The sequence below is a fragment of the Aequorivita vladivostokensis genome (assembly GCF_000952855.1).
Lineage (GTDB): Bacteria > Bacteroidota > Bacteroidia > Flavobacteriales > Flavobacteriaceae > Aequorivita > Aequorivita vladivostokensis.
The window spans coordinates 1-15,510 of record NZ_JSVU01000018.1; the positions used below are offsets into that span (position 1 = coordinate 1).

13 protein-coding genes are annotated in these 15,510 nt (G+C 41.9%); 8 read left to right on the forward strand and 5 right to left on the reverse strand.

The window, feature by feature from the left end:
- The 7 genes from MB09_RS15230 to MB09_RS15260 all read left to right on the forward strand — a co-directional run.
- The coding region (locus tag MB09_RS15230) for a gliding motility-associated C-terminal domain-containing protein (RefSeq protein WP_045081785.1) at positions 1 to 5,305 on the forward strand (5,305 nt) is incomplete at its 5' end.
- A gap of 56 nt (positions 5,306 to 5,361) precedes the next feature.
- Positions 5,362 to 6,312 carry a PorP/SprF family type IX secretion system membrane protein gene (locus tag MB09_RS15235; RefSeq protein WP_045081786.1) on the forward strand — a complete coding sequence of 317 codons (951 nt, stop codon included), beginning with the start codon at positions 5,362 to 5,364 and terminating at the stop codon, positions 6,310 to 6,312.
- Positions 6,313 to 6,325: 13 nt separating this feature from the next.
- Positions 6,326 to 8,266 carry an OmpA family protein gene (locus MB09_RS15240; RefSeq protein ID WP_045081787.1) on the forward strand — a complete coding sequence of 647 codons (1,941 nt, stop codon included), beginning with the start codon at positions 6,326 to 6,328 and terminating at the stop codon, positions 8,264 to 8,266.
- Positions 8,267 to 8,371: 105 nt separating this feature from the next.
- Positions 8,372 to 8,890: an isopentenyl-diphosphate Delta-isomerase gene (gene idi, locus MB09_RS15245; RefSeq protein WP_045081788.1), complete on the forward strand. Its 519-nt coding sequence runs from the start codon at positions 8,372 to 8,374 to the stop codon at positions 8,888 to 8,890.
- Entirely contained in the window at positions 8,887 to 9,297 is a 411-nt protein-coding gene (locus tag MB09_RS15250; RefSeq protein ID WP_045081789.1) for a 6-pyruvoyl trahydropterin synthase family protein, read from the forward strand. Before idi ends, MB09_RS15250 begins: the two co-directional genes overlap by 4 nt.
- Positions 9,297 to 10,274 carry a type I phosphomannose isomerase catalytic subunit gene (locus MB09_RS15255; RefSeq protein WP_045081790.1) on the forward strand — a complete coding sequence of 326 codons (978 nt, stop codon included), beginning with the start codon at positions 9,297 to 9,299 and terminating at the stop codon, positions 10,272 to 10,274. Before MB09_RS15250 ends, MB09_RS15255 begins: the two co-directional genes overlap by 1 nt.
- 71 nt (positions 10,275 to 10,345) lie before the next feature.
- On the forward strand, positions 10,346 to 10,612 hold the full coding sequence (locus MB09_RS15260; RefSeq protein ID WP_045081791.1) for a hypothetical protein: 267 nt from the start codon (positions 10,346 to 10,348) through the stop codon (positions 10,610 to 10,612).
- Here the strand turns inward: MB09_RS15260 and MB09_RS15265 are convergent.
- The 3 genes from MB09_RS15265 to MB09_RS15275 form a co-directional block, all read right to left on the reverse strand.
- The gene (locus MB09_RS15265) at positions 10,607 to 11,320 is read right to left on the reverse strand and encodes a DUF4369 domain-containing protein (protein ID WP_045081792.1); all 714 of its coding nucleotides are present in this window, start codon (positions 11,318 to 11,320) and stop codon (positions 10,607 to 10,609) included. The two genes, MB09_RS15260 and MB09_RS15265, sit on opposite strands and share 6 nt — an antisense overlap.
- Before the next feature lie 84 nt (positions 11,321 to 11,404).
- Positions 11,405 to 12,742 carry a DUF819 family protein gene (locus MB09_RS15270; protein WP_045081793.1) on the reverse strand — a complete coding sequence of 446 codons (1,338 nt, stop codon included), beginning with the start codon at positions 12,740 to 12,742 and terminating at the stop codon, positions 11,405 to 11,407.
- 44 nt (positions 12,743 to 12,786) lie between these two features.
- Positions 12,787 to 13,713: an alpha/beta hydrolase family protein gene (locus tag MB09_RS15275; RefSeq protein WP_045081794.1), complete on the reverse strand. Its 927-nt coding sequence runs from the start codon at positions 13,711 to 13,713 to the stop codon at positions 12,787 to 12,789.
- 160 nt (positions 13,714 to 13,873) lie between these two features.
- On the opposite strand from MB09_RS15275, the gene MB09_RS15280 reads away from it, so the two are divergent.
- Complete coding sequence (locus MB09_RS15280; RefSeq protein WP_045081795.1) at positions 13,874 to 14,650, forward strand: S1/P1 nuclease; 777 nt, start codon at positions 13,874 to 13,876, stop codon at positions 14,648 to 14,650.
- 64 nt (positions 14,651 to 14,714) lie between these two features.
- Here MB09_RS15280 and MB09_RS15285 read toward each other — a convergent pair whose 3' ends face one another.
- The gene (locus MB09_RS15285) at positions 14,715 to 15,065 is read right to left on the reverse strand and encodes a DoxX family protein (protein WP_045081796.1); all 351 of its coding nucleotides are present in this window, start codon (positions 15,063 to 15,065) and stop codon (positions 14,715 to 14,717) included.
- A 130-nt stretch (positions 15,066 to 15,195) separates the two neighbouring features.
- Positions 15,196 to 15,510 (reverse strand): T9SS type A sorting domain-containing protein (locus MB09_RS15290; protein WP_045081797.1); only part of this gene is annotated, 315 nt, incomplete at its 5' end.

A 15,510-nucleotide genomic window follows, 5' to 3' on the forward strand; every position in this document is an offset into this window, starting at 1 on the left:
GAGTGCTACCGTTACCGCGCAGCACGAGATTACCCAGGCGGACCTGGACCTTGGCTACGTTGAGAACATTGCGGTGGGCACGGGTGACAGCGTGAACGGTACAGATGACGTGACCGACACCTCGGACACCGGAACTGATACGGGCGGAAATACGATCCCCGATCCGGAGACTGTTGAGACCCCTGATGGTGACGGTACCACCAACGGCGACCCTACGGACGACCCCACGGTCACCGTGCTTGAGCAGACCGCCTCTATCAGCGTAATTAAGAGCCAGACGAATGCGGCTGGTGGTCTTGAAGATCTTATAACATATGATATTGTCGTTACGAACACAGGAAACACGACCGTTAGCAACATAGAGGTTACTGATGCGAATGCTGTGATTACTGGCGGCAACCCGATCGCGAGCCTTCTTCCCGGGGCGAGCGCTACCGTTACCGCGCAGCACGAGATCACCCAGGCGGACCTGGACCTTGGCTACGTTGAGAACATTGCGGTGGGCACGGGTGACAGCGTGAACGGTACGGACGACGTGACCGACACCTCGGACACCGGAACTGATACGGGCGGAAATACAATCCCCGATCCGGAGACTGTTGAGACCCCTGATGGTGACGGCACCACCAACGGCGACCCTACGGACGACCCCACGGTCACCGTGCTTGAGCAAAACCCTAACATCGCAATCGTAAAGACTGGAGTCTTCAACGACGTTGACGGTAACCAGTGCGCGGATGCCGGAATCGATACCATTACCTATACGTTCACCGTGACCAATGAGGGCAACGTAAGCCTATCTGGCATCACTGTAACCGATCCATTGCTACAGACACCGAACCCGGTGGTGGCAATCGTTTACCAGAGCGGGGACATTGATGGCGACAACGAACTTGACGTGGACGAGACTTGGATCTATACCGCTACGTCCTATACCATCACACAGGCTGATATCGATGCGGGCAACGTGACCAACCAGGCTACTGCCGCGGGTACTGCACCGGACCAAAGTACGGTAAGTGACCTATCGGGAACTGAGGTAGGCAATGACGATGCAACTATAATCGAGCTATGCCAGAACCCAGATATCGCAATCGTAAAGACTGGAGTCTTCAACGACGTTGACGGCAACCAGTGCGCCGATGCGGGAATCGATACCACGACTTATACGTTCACCGTGACCAATGAGGGCAACGTGAGCCTATCTGGCATCACTGTAACCGATCCATTGCTACAGGCACCGAACCCGGTGGTGGCAATCGTTTACCAGAGCGGGGACATTGATGGCGACAACGAACTTGACGTGGACGAGACTTGGATCTACACCGCTACGTCCTATACCATCACACAGGCTGATATCGATGCGGGCAACGTGACCAACCAGGCTACTGCCGCGGGTACTGCACCGGACCAAAGTACGGTAAGTGACCTATCGGGAACTGAGGTAGGCAATGACGATGCAACTATAATCGAGCTATGCCAGAACCCAGATATCGCAATCGTAAAGACTGGAGTCTTCAACGACGTTGACGGCAACCAGTGCGCCGATGCGGGAATCGATACCATAACGTATATGTTCACCGTGACCAATGAGGGCAACGTGAGCCTATCTGGCATCACTGTAACCGATCCATTGCTACAGGCGCCGAACCCGGTGGTGGCAATCGTTTACCAGAGCGGGGACATTGATGGCGACAACGAACTTGACGTGGACGAGACTTGGATCTATACCGCTACGTCCTATACCATCACACAGGCTGATATCGATGCGGGCAACGTGACCAACCAGGCTACTGCCTCGGGTACTGCACCGGACCAAAGTACGGTAAGTGACCTATCGGGAACTGAGGTAGGCAATGACGATGCAACTATAATCGAGCTATGCCAGAACCCAGATATCGCAATCGTAAAGACTGGAGTCTTCAACGACGTTGACGGCAACCAGTGCGCGGATGCCGGAATCGATACCATAACCTATACCTTCACCGTGACCAATGAGGGCAACGTGAGCCTATCTGGCATCACTGTAACCGATCCATTGCTACAGGCGCCGAACCCGGTGGTGGCAATCGTTTACCAGAGCGGGGACATTGATGGCGACAACGAACTTGACGTGGACGAGACTTGGATCTATACCGCTACGTCCTATACCATCACACAGGCTGATATCGATGCGGGCAACGTGACCAACCAAGCGACGGCTACAGGTACTGCACCGGACCAAATTACGGTAAGTGACCTATCGGGAACTGAGGTAGGCAATGACGATGCAACTATAATCGAGCTATGCCAGAATCCGGACATCGCAATCGTAAAGACTGGAGTCTTCAACGACGTTGACGGCAACCAGTGCGCCGATGCGGGAATCGATACCACGACTTATACGTTCACCGTCACCAATGAAGGAAATGTTAGTTTGAGCAATATCGTAGTTGATGATCCATTATTAGGAGGTCCTATCGCAGGTCCAGATAGTGGTGACATTGATGGTGATGGAGAACTTGACGTAACTGAAACTTGGATTTATTCGGGAACTTATTTAATTACCCAGGATGATATTGATAATGGAGAAGTTGTAAACCAAGCAACTGCAACGGGTACTGCTCCTGATCAAAGTACGGTAAGTGATCTTTCAGGATCAACAACAACTACTGATGATGAAACGGTAATAGAGCTTTGTCAGGATTCAGCTATTGCAATCGTAAAAACTGGAATTTTTAATGATGAGAACCAGAACCAGTGCGCCGATGTGGATGAAACTATTAGTTATACATTCACCGTAACCAATGAAGGTAATGTTAGCCTGAGTAATGTAAGTGTGACGGATCCTTTAATTGCTACCATCACTGGCCCAACAGGTGATACAGATGGAGATGGAGAGCTCGATGTGACCGAAACCTGGATTTATACTGGTATATATAATATTAATCAGGACGACATAGATCTTGGACTCGTGAAAAATCAGGCCACCGCTATTGGTACAGCTCCTAACACTACTGTAGTTAGTGATCTTTCGGACGAAAGCAGTGTGTTGGAGGATGATCCTACTATTGTGGATCTTTGCCAGAACCCTGTAATCGCAATTGTTAAGACAGGAATCTTTAACGACGAAAACCAAAATGATTGCGCAGACGTTGATGAAACCATCAGCTACACCTTTACAGTAACCAATGAAGGAAATGTTAGCTTAAGTTTTGTTGAAGTAACCGATCCTCTAATCGCTACTATTTCTGGACCAACCGGGGATACTGACGGCGACGGCGAACTTGATGTTACTGAGACTTGGACATATACTGGAATATATGCCATTTCCCAAGATGATATTGATGCTGGCCAGGTTGTAAATCAAGCCACAGCCAAAGCAAATGATCCGATGGGGAACCTAGTTTCCGATCTCTCAGATGAAAGCAGTGTTCTTGAAGATGATCCAACTGTTGTTGAATTATGTCAAGACCCAGCAATTGCCATTGTGAAAACGGGAATATTGAATGATGAGGATGGAAACGATTGTTCTGATGTGGATGAGACTATCAGCTATACATTCACCGTCACCAATGAAGGAAACGTAAGTTTAAGTAATGTAACTGTTACGGATCCATTGATTGCCACAATTACCGGCCCAACTGGTGATACCGATGGCGATGATGAACTAGATGTTACCGAAACTTGGATATATACCGGAACCTATGCTATTACACAAAATGATATAGATGCCGGGGAGGTTATAAATCAGGCTACGGCGCAGGGGACTGCTCCTAATGCTGTAGTGGTGAGTGATCTTTCTGATGAAAATAGTGTTCTTGAAGATGATCCAACTATTACTGAACTTTGCCAGAACCCAATCATAGCTCTTATCAAAACTGGAGTTATTAACGATACAAACGGCAACGGTTGTGCAGATGTTGGTGAAACAATAGATTATAACTTTATAGTGTTCAACCTAGGAAATGTTGTATTGACAAATGTAATGGTTACAGATCCATTGGTGAGCGTAGTAGGCGGTCCAATTACATTGGGGCCCGACACCACAGACGGAACCACATTCACAGCTATCTATACTATTACACAAGCTGATATTGATGCCGGATTTGTTCAAAACCAAGCAACCGCAACCGGTACGGATCCATCAGGAAATTCTGTAAGTGATCTTTCTGATGATAATAGCGAGTTGGAGAATGATCCAACAATAACTGAACTCTGTCAAAATCCATCAATCGCTTTAATAAAAGTGGGTGTTGCAAATGATGAGAACGGTAATGGATGTGCCGATGTTGGGGAAACAATTCTTTACACCTTCAGTGTGAAAAACACCGGAAACGTAGCATTGACTGATATTTTAGTGACTGACCCAATGGTAAGTGTTGCAGGTGGTCCAATCGATTTGAATGCAGGAGAAGAGGACACCACAACTTTCACCGCAGTTTACACCATTACCCAGACCGATATTGATACCGGTTTCATTGAAAACCAAGCTACTGCCGAAGGGTTGGCTCCAAATGGAGATCAAGTTACAGATCAATCTGATAACAACAGTTATTTAGAAAATGATACAACGATAACCGAACTTTGCCAGAACCCCTCAATTTCCTTGGAAAAAACAGGTGTATTCAATGATACTAACGGAAATGGTGCGGCTGATATCGGAGAGACTATATCATACTCCTTCACTGTAACAAATACTGGAGATGTAACATTATACAATATAATGATAACTGATCCATTACCAGGTATTGAAATATCTGGTGGACCAATTGCACAATTGGAGCCAGGTGAAGTAGACAGCACCACCTTTACCGCCATCTATACCATCAACGATCAGGATATAGCTAACGGTGAGGTTGTAAACCAAGCCACAGTAACCGGAGAAGACGTAGACGGAAATATTGTTGAAGATGACTCTGATGACCCAACAGATTTGACAAACAACGATAATGATGGCGATGGTGACCCAGATGATCCAACTGTAGTGGTACTTCCATTCGTATTGGATACAACTTTTGAAATCTTTAACGGTGTTACACCAAACGGTGATGGGGCCAATGACTACTTCCTAATTGAAGGTATCAGCAACTGGCCGAATAATAATGTGAAGATCTTCAATCGTTGGGGAGTTCTAGTCTTCGAAACGGACGGCTATGGTGGAAGTGATGACAGCCAAAATGTGTTCCGAGGAATATCTGAAGGACGTGTAACGGTTCAAAAGAATGAAGAATTGCCAACCGGTACTTACTTCTACATTCTTACATTCCCCGCGGACAACCCTGGTAAAGCAAGCTATAACGGATATTTATATATTAACAGATAGAAAATCAAAAAAATTCCTGGGAGGAAATTCCCTCCCAGGATTAAAAATACATAACTATGAAACACAGTTATCTAACGCTACTAATTTTGATTTTACTTGGCACGTTTTCAAGTAAAGCGCAGCAGGATCCACAGTACACACAATATATGTACAATACGCAGGTGGTAAACCCTGCGTATGCCGGAAATCGTGAAGCCTTAAGCTTTGGTCTGCTATACAGAACCCAATGGGTCAATTTTGGCGATGGTGCTCCCAATACCGGAACCTTTACCGTAAACTCGCCAATAGCCAATAATATGGGTTTAGGCCTATCTGTGGTAAATGACCGAATAGGGCCAGCCATTGAAACAAATTTCAACATAGATTATTCCTATAGCATCAATACTTCCGAAACGGGTAAATTATCCTTTGGATTGAAAGCGGGTCTCGATATTCTAGATGTGGATTTTAGTAAATTAAGAAGACACGATCCAGATCCAAATTTACCTGTCAGCGGTAATGTGGATAACAAGCTTCAGCCACAAATAGGTGCAGGTATTTATTATAATACTGAGAAATTTTATGCGGGACTTTCTGTTCCAAATTTTCTGTCCACAGAACATTTTGACACAAGTAGCATTGAAAGTGTTGGTAACACACGTGTGGAAACTACCGCTGCGGAACGTATGCACTATTTTCTGATTGCGGGTTATGTGTTTGATCTTAGCGACAACCTAAAATTCAAACCGGCCACACTTTTTAAAATGGTAAGTGGTTCTCCTTTGCAGGCCGACGTATCTGCCAATTTCCTATTATATGATAAAGTTACTCTGGGAGCTGCCTATAGATGGAGCGCAGCTATGAGCGGATTAGTGGGTTTCCAAGCTTCCGATAATATATTTATAGGTTTTGCCTATGATTATCAAACAACAGATATTGAGGCTTACAGTGACGGTTCTTATGAAGTTATGCTTCGTTTTGAATTGTTCAACAGGCCAGAAAGAGTGCTAACTCCAAGATTCTTCTAAAAAAATAAAGACTATGAATACAATAGTACGCAACATATTTATTTTCGCGTTGGTGGTTTTTACTGCCGGTAACGCCTTTTCACAGAAAAGGGACATCCAAAGGGCCAACAAAGAATTTGACAAATTTGCTTATATAGATGCGAGGGAAATCTATTTAAAGGTAGTAGAAGACGGTTATGTATCTGCTGAAATTCTTAAGAAGCTTGGCGATACGTATTACTTCAACAGTGATTATACAAATGCTGCCCAGTGGTATGATAAACTGGTTAAGCAATTTCCTGATGAAACTGAGCCTGAATATTACTACCGTGCGGCACAATCATTAAAAAGTTTGGGAAAATATGACGAATCAGACGCCCTCTTAAATGATTATATAGCCAAGGGCGGTAATGGTCTGGTCATCAAAACGTACGAAGACGATCCCAATTATTTAAAGAGCAAGGTTTTTAAAGCTAGAGATTTTAGCTTGGAAAAAGTGGGGATTAATACTGCTACCTCCGACTTTGGCCCTTCATTTTATGGTTCAGACAAGATAGTGTACGCTTCCGCCGGAAATACTACGGGGTCAAAGATTGTGGAATGGACTCAAGAGCCATCCCTAGATCTCTTTATTGCCGATAGGGCAGCGAATGGCGAATTGAGCAATTCCAGGAGTTTGGGAGGTGATATAAATACTGTTTACAACGAATCTACGGCCACTTTCTCCAAAGATGGAATGACTGTTTACTTTACCAGAAATACTTTTATTGACGGAAAAAAAGGTCTTGATAAATCAAAGAAATTTAAAACATTACGATTATCATTATACAAAGCAACCAAAACTGGAGAGAACACTTGGACAAATATTGTCGAGTTGCCATTCAACAGTAAAGAGTATTCGGTAGCTCATCCAGCATTGAGCCCTGATGAAAAAAGATTGTATTTTTCCTCTGACATGCCCGGAACATTGGGAATGTCTGACCTTTGGTATGTCGATATCCTCGGAAACGACAAATACGGTACCCCCGTAAATTTGGGACCAAGTATCAATACTGAGGCAAGGGAATCATTTCCTTTTATTAGTGAGAACAACAATCTGTATTTTTCCAGTGACGGCCGTTCCGGACTTGGGGGGTATGATATATTCGTAACCCCGCTCGACAATGATGGAAAGCCTGGAAATATCACCAATTTGGGCGCTCCCGCAAACAGTTCCAAAGACGATTTTGGCTTTATAATTAACGAAAACGACCGCATTGGCTATGTTACTTCAAACAGAGGTGGTGATAGAGGTAGTATTGATGATGATATCTATCTGGTAAAAGAAATCTGTTCAATCACCATTCAAGGAAAGGTGTTTGACAAAGAAACCAAAGATCCAATCCCAGGAGCACAGGTGAGCTTGCTTGATGAAAACAATCAACTGGTGAGCCAAACTACCGCTAAAAACGACGGAACATATAGTTTTGTTGGAGATTGCGGTACACAATACACTGTTAGAGGCGTGAAGGAGGGATACAATCCATATGAGAAAATCATAGAAACTCCAATGCTAACTGGAGTGGTTGATGTGCCATTGCCATTGGAAAGAATTAGTCCTTGCCCGCCTAATGATTTGGGTTGCAAGCTGAATCTACAACCCATCTATTTCGATTTTGACAAATCAAACATCCGTCCGGATGCTGAAATAGAACTGGCCAAGATTCTTGCCGCAATGAGAGAATACCCAGAATTGATTATCCATATTGAATCGCATACAGACTCAAGAGGTAGTGATAGCTACAACCTGCCACTGTCTGAGCGTCGTGCTCAATCAACCCTTAAATGGTTGGTGGGCAAAGGAATTGACGCCAACAGACTCACTGCAAAAGGTTATGGAGAAACCCAACTTGTTAACGAGTGTTCAAACGGAGTGCCTTGTACCGCAGAAGAACACCAGCTTAACAGAAGGTCTATGTTCATAATAAAAAATTAAATTAACCAAATTAAGTAGTATGAAAGCGTTCAATACTTGCTATTGAGCGCTTTTTGCTTTTAAAACATTTTCGCTTTTCGTACTTTTGGGGCAAAAGGGCTATAAATGGAAGAAGAAAAAGTAATCCTTGTAAATGAGCAGGATGAGAAAATTGGGTTAATGCCCAAACAGGAAGCACACGAAAAAGGGCTGCTTCACCGAGCGTTTTCAGTATTCATTTTCAATGGTAAAAATGAGTTGATGTTGCAACAACGGGCCCTGCATAAATATCATTCCCCCGGACTTTGGACCAATACCTGCTGCAGCCATCAGCGCGATGGCGAAACATCCTTGGAAGCAGGTAAAAGAAGATTGTTTGAGGAAATGGGTTTTACGGCCGATTTAAAAGAAACAACCTCCTTTATCTACAAAGCACCTTTTGACAATGGCCTCACCGAGCATGAGTTAGACCATATTCTTGTCGGAAATTTTGAAGGAACGCCCAACATTAACAAAGACGAGGTCGCTGCCTGGAAGTGGATGTATTTGGACGATGTGAAAAAGGATATTCAAGCCAATCCCGAAAATTATACAGCTTGGTTTAAAATAATCTTTGATAAATTTTACCAACATTTACTTGTATGAGTTTAACAGTCTATAGAAAGGCACATTTTAACGCAGCGCACAGACTTTTCAGAAAAGATTGGGACGACGCAAAAAATCTTCAGGTTTTTGGCAAATGCAGTAACCCAAATTACCACGGCCATAACTATGAATTGGAAGTTGGTATTTCTGGAGAAGTTGATCCAGAAACAGGATTTTTGATCGATCTTAAAATTTTAAGCGATATAATAAAGGAAGAAGTGGAAGATGCCTTTGATCATAAAAACTTAAATATTGAGGTTCCTGAATTTAAAAATCTCAACCCTACAGTCGAAAATATAGCGGTTGTTATATGGAACAAAATCAGAAAGCGGATTGATTCAGCTTATGGTATTTCAGTAAAACTTTATGAAACACCACGTAACTTCGTTCTCTATAAAGGTAATTAATGATTACAGTTTCCCCCTTATATCCTTTAAAGTTTTATCCCATACTCAAGCAAAAAGTATGGGGAGGAACTAAATTGCAGAAACGTTTTCAGAAAAAAGCCAAAGGAAATATTGGGGAAAGCTGGGAAATTTCTGGGGTTGAAGAAAATATTTCTGAAATTGCGAATGGTTCGCTTAAAGGAAAAACCCTGAATTGGGTCTTGCAAAGTTATAGAGAGAAGCTCGTAGGCGAAGCAGTATATAAAAATTTTGGCAATCAGTTTCCGCTGCTCTTCAAATTTATAGACGCGCACGAAGATCTTTCCGTACAAGTGCATCCCGATGATTTATTGGCTAAGGCACGACATGGTTCTTTCGGAAAAACAGAAATGTGGTATATTCTTGATGTTGAAGAGAATGGTAAGCTCATTATTGGGTTCAACCAACAAATGGATTCAAAAAAGTATTTGCAGTATCTTTCCAAAAATAGAATAACTGAAATTCTGAATGTCGAAACTATTAAGAAAGGTGACGCTTTCATTTTAAAACCAGGAACTGTTCACGCCATAGGGGCAGGGGTATTGTTGGCCGAAATCCAGCAAACTTCAGACATTACATATCGCATTTACGATTGGAACAGACCCGATACAGACGGACAACCACGGGAACTGCACACAGAACTTGCTCTTGAGGCTATAAATTTTGGCCCCTCAAAATCCAAATTGGACTATTCCGAAGAAATAAATTCCCCTTCGCCCATCGGAACTACCAATTTCTTCGCTGTAAATAAGCTGGTACTTTCTAAAAACTATCTCAAAAACTTGGAAGAAGTTCCTTCATTTACGGTCTATATGTGTTTGGAAGGAAGTGCTATTATTGAAACCGATGATTATTCAGAGGAAATAAAAAAAGGTGAAACAGTTTTAATACCTGCCCAATTACCTGAACTAAAATTTATTACAAATTCCGCAAGCTTTTTGGAAGTGTACATTCCTTAATTGTTCGTATCTTTGCCCGATTTTAAATATTACCAAAGAATAAATAACAGCAATAAACAATAAATTATAAAATGGCGAACGTAAGAGATTTAAAAAAGGACATCAACTATGTTTTGGGAGATATCATTGAAGCGGTTTACATCTGGGAACTGACCAACGCAGACAAAGACAACAAAAAAGCTGAGGAAATTATAGATGAGGCTATACTTGCTTTTGATGAGTTGATTGCAAAAGTGAACCAAAAAGATGTTGAGAACAAAAAGAAGCATTTCAATGCCATCAATACTGAGCTTGAAGAGCGTGGCAGAAAACTTATCGATAAAATAAACGCGCTATAAGATAGTATCGGTCGTTTTGCGCTTTACAATAAAAGACTCCAATTCCTTACCGTATTTGGAGTCTTTTATTTTTGGGGTCAATGCATTGTAAACGGTATCCAAATACTTCACGTTTGAATTGTAGGCCTCACTTAACATTAAATACGGAGCTACCTCATACTCCTTATTGTTCAGAGCAAAATTGATCGTGGTTAAATATTTGTTTGAAATAAGCGCCTGTTGTTTTCGGTTTAGATCCATTTCTAAAGAATCGTTGCCCTTCCTTCCTTTTTTGAGGCGTTGTTCAATGTACTCCAGATTTTTCGCCACGTAGCGCTGTTTCAATTTATCGTATTCCTTCAACAGACTATCATTTGCAGAACCTGTGACGGTTGCGGCGCTTCCGAAGTTTTTTAAATTTGTTTTAATGTTGATCGCTCCATTTTCGGCAAAAAAAGTGATGCGGTCGTCACGAAGACTTCCGTCCTTTAGCCTTACGTACAGATAATAAATTTCCGGACTCTCTACTTTTTCAGAAAAAGAGAAATTTGAATCCCCGTCAACAATTACTGAATCGACGGTAACCAGAACCGTATCCTCAAATTTTTGAAGCAACAACGTTCCTTTTTTGAGGCCCTTTACAGTGCCTGTAAGATTCATCTTTTCTATATCTGTTGCACAGCCAATTAAGGTTAGAAATAATATGGCAATGGAGAGAAAATAACGCATTTTGTAATTTTTTAAGATTGAAACCTAACCAAATAATTGGCTTAGATTACAGCGGTGCAAATATGGAAATATTTTTTGAAAATTTTACGCGCCAGAAGCCAATTGCATCAACACCGTACATAAAATTGCAGCGACCGTTCCTATGGCATAACCAAAGACCGCCAAAAGAACCCCAACCGTTGCCAATGAAGGGTGAAAGGCGGAGGCAACAATGGGAGCAGATGCAGCACCGCCCACATTTGCTTGGCTCCCTACAGCTAAGAAAAAATAGGGAGCGCGGATCATTTTTGCAACAAGAATCATTAGTCCTGCGTGTACGGTCATCCAAACCAAACCGATAACAATAAGCCACATATTGTCAAAAATAAGTGTCAAGTCCATTTTCATACCTATACTCGCTACCAAGATGTAAATAAATACACTTCCGAACTTACTTGCGCCGGCACCTTCATAAGCTCTAAGTTTTGTAAAGGAAAGCAGCACGCCAATAATAGTTGTTATGCTTATCATCCAAAAGAAGCTGGAATCGAGAAAGGTAAATATATTACGAGTTATTCCTTTGGGAATTTCATCTACTACCGAAGTAAAATAAGCACTTAAAAAATCTGCGCCAAAATGTGCAAAACTTACCGTACCAAATGCGATTGCGGCAAGTATCATCAAGTCTGTCAAGCTGGGATTTCTATCTACACTTTTGGCATAATCCGAAACCTTATCCTTTAAACTTTCTATGGCAGATGTATCGGCTTTTAACCATTTGTCAATTTTTGCAGATTTTCCAATTCCGAAGAGAATTATCGCCATCCAAATATTGGCTACTACAATATCCACAAAAACCATCCCGCCATACAGTTTTTGGTTGTACCCGTAAATTTCAAGCATCGCGGTTTGGTTCGCGCCACCGCCAATCCAGCTTCCGGCCAAGGTAGAGAGTCCGCGCCATACTGCATCGGCACCTTCGCCGCCCACAGCTTCGGGATGAATGCTGCCCACAATCAATACGGCAAGAGGTCCGCCCAGTACAATGCCTACAGTTCCGGCAAAGAACATTATTAGTGCTTTAGGCCCCAGATTGAGCACCCCCTTCAAATCAATACTCAGTGTCATCAGCACCAAAGCTGCGGGCAACAAGTAACGGCTGGACATGTAATAGAGGCTGGTACTTCCCTTAGCGGCTTCCCCAGTTTCGGAAACGGTGGTCCATTCCGGTGAAATGATACCTGCAGTAGTTAATAGCGCAGGAAGAAAGTAGGCCATAAAAAGTGCGGGTACAACCCCGTAGAATTTTTTCCAAAACCCTTCTTCGCGCGAAGATGTATAAAAAATGAAGCCTAGGGCTATCATTAATATTCCAAAAACAATGGTATCGTTGGTAAAAAGAGGGGTTGTGTCCCTTACGATTTCGGCGGTAGTATCTTGCATTTTTGATGGTTTTGACGCAAAATACAATTATTTTTTAATTTGGATTATTTTTTAATGAAATCACTTATTACAGTAATCAATCTTGGAATTACAGGGAGATTATAAATATTGTACGATTTACTGTTTTCCAAATCATTACCTTCAATTTCTTTAAAAATATGGTTCATCGTTGGGATAAATTCATAGGCTGCATCGGGTTTTGCATTCTTCAGTATTTCTCCTTCAGAAACTTGAACTTGAATATCTTTTCCGGCGTTTACAATCAAGACGGGGATTTCCAATTTGGTAATTTCAACTTTTGGATCATATTGCATCCAGGTATAAATGAAGGGTTGAATTTCCTTTCGAAAAATGGAGGCCAAGCCCGGGCTGTAATTATAGGCTACCCCATTTGCCCGTAAATCGTCAAAGGAAGTACGTGCATTATCTACCAATCCCGGCGACTGATTGGCCAACTGAGACACTATAACATCGTCAATTTCCTGTCCGGCACCCGCAACAGATATAAACCCATCTGCGCCGTTTTGAGCGGCCACCATTCCCACAAGCGAGCCTTGGCCATGACCAATCACATATATTTTTGAAAAGCGTCCATCCTTCTTAAAATAATCAAGAATTGCAACGGCATCTGCAATAAAATCATCGAGTCGAATGTTTTTTTCATCCAGCGACCGCAGTTTCATTTGCTTTACCAGTCTTTTATCAAAGCGAAAGGAGGCAATGCCTTCATCAAATAGTCCTTCAGCCAATAGTTTTAAGGAATTATTGACCATCATTTGCTGATTTCCGTTTCTGTCCGTCGGCCCACTATCACCTATGATTATTGCCAATGGTGGTTTTTCGTCTATGGAGGGAATAATAAGCGTTCCCGAAACCAATGGGGTAATGCTAATATCTTCAGAATTATATTTTTTGTTCTGGGCCGAAGCAATTCCGAAAAGAAAAAGAAAAATAATACAAGCGTTTTTCATCTATAACTGATTAAATGCTATGAAGTAACAGATAAATTTTCGGAATATTGTTTTTTTCCGCACCAATATTTCAGTATTGAAAAAGTTTTAAATCAATTCTCAAATTAGGAAGTTATCTTTGCCATTGTTGAAATCGTAAATATTCAAAAATTTTAGAAGAATGAAAAAGTACATAATACTCCTATTAATTTGCATCTGTGCAAGTGGATTGACCGCCGCAGAAGATTGGGGAAAAACAGGCCATAGGGTAGTGGGCGAGATTGCAGAAGATTATTTGAGCAAAAAAGCGGAAAAGGAAATTTCAAAATTGTTAAACGGACATTCGTTGGCATTTGTGGCAAACTATGGTGATGATATAAAAAGTGATCGCCAGTACGATTCCTACAGACCGTGGCATTATGTTAATTTTCCTTTCGGTGTAAAATATGAAAACCACCCCAAAAGTGAAGAGGGAGATATAATCCAAGGTATAGAGAAGTGTATAGCGATATTGAAGAATGAAAGCAGCACTCAAGCCGAAAAGATATTTTATCTAAAAATGTTAGTCCATTTTATGGGCGATCTTCACCAGCCGCTCCACATAGGTTTGGCAGATGATAAAGGGGGAAATGACTTTCAGGTTCGCTGGTTTAGCGATGGCACTAATTTACATACCGTGTGGGATTATAAGATGATAGATTTTTACGATATGTCTTACACCGAATTAGCCCAAAATACTGATGTACTCTCAAAACAACAGATAACGAATATTAAAAAAGGCACTCTTTTGGACTGGATGTACGAAAGCCGGGCTTTGTGTGAAAATATTTATCAAAATACGGAAAGTGGTGAAAAACTTGGATATGAATATATGTATAAATATATGGACACTTTGCGTTTTCAACTTCAAAAAGGAGGGATCCGTCTAGCTGAAATTTTAAATGAAATTTTCAGTTAGGTTATAAAAAACCTCGATTCCAATATCCTTACTTTTTAGAGAAGAAGTGTTAAACAGATGCTTTTTAAGTATATAAGTAAGCCCAATACATTAAACCAAATTGCAAGGGAAGCCTTAAAATAAGCAGCCATTTGGGTAATTTCATTGCCGCCTTCTTATTTTGGAGCATATAAATATGCACGGGTATAAAAACTATAAGCATTACGATAATTCCCCAAGCAGCTTCTTCTTGGGTGTTTTTGTTCATTATCATAAAACCCAAAATCATTTCCGCAACTCCACTTAGGAGCACCAGAGTACTTTGTGCCGGAATATATGGAGGCATGATGCGTTCGTATAATTTTGGTTTTCGGAAATGGTTCACTCCCGCAAGCACATAAAGTATTCCCATTAGGTATTGATGCCAAGGTAACATAGTTTTATTTTAAGTTTTTAAAAGTAATCCTTTTGAAGGTTTTGGTACGTATCAATTAATTAAAAAGTGAAAGCCTCCCCATTTTTAATAGGAAGGCTTTCTTTTTTTAATCAATTATTTATGGAAAAAATTACTCTTTTATCAAACGCTTTACAGTGCTTGCATTTTCACCAATAATCTGTACCATATAGACACCTGCCGCAAGGGACGAAACGTCCACGGCCTTTTCGCCCTGCATGGTGCGAAGGTCCGTCTGGTTCACCAGTTTGCCGTTTATGTCGTAGACCATCATTTTCTCGAGCGAGATGTTGGTCCTGTTCACAAGGTTCACCACGTTGCTGGCCGGGTTCGGATATAGCGCCACGCCGGACTCCAGGCTGTTCTGGTTCAGGCCAAGCACGGACTCAACCGTAAGCTCGAAATCACAGGTCGAGGAGTTGCCGTA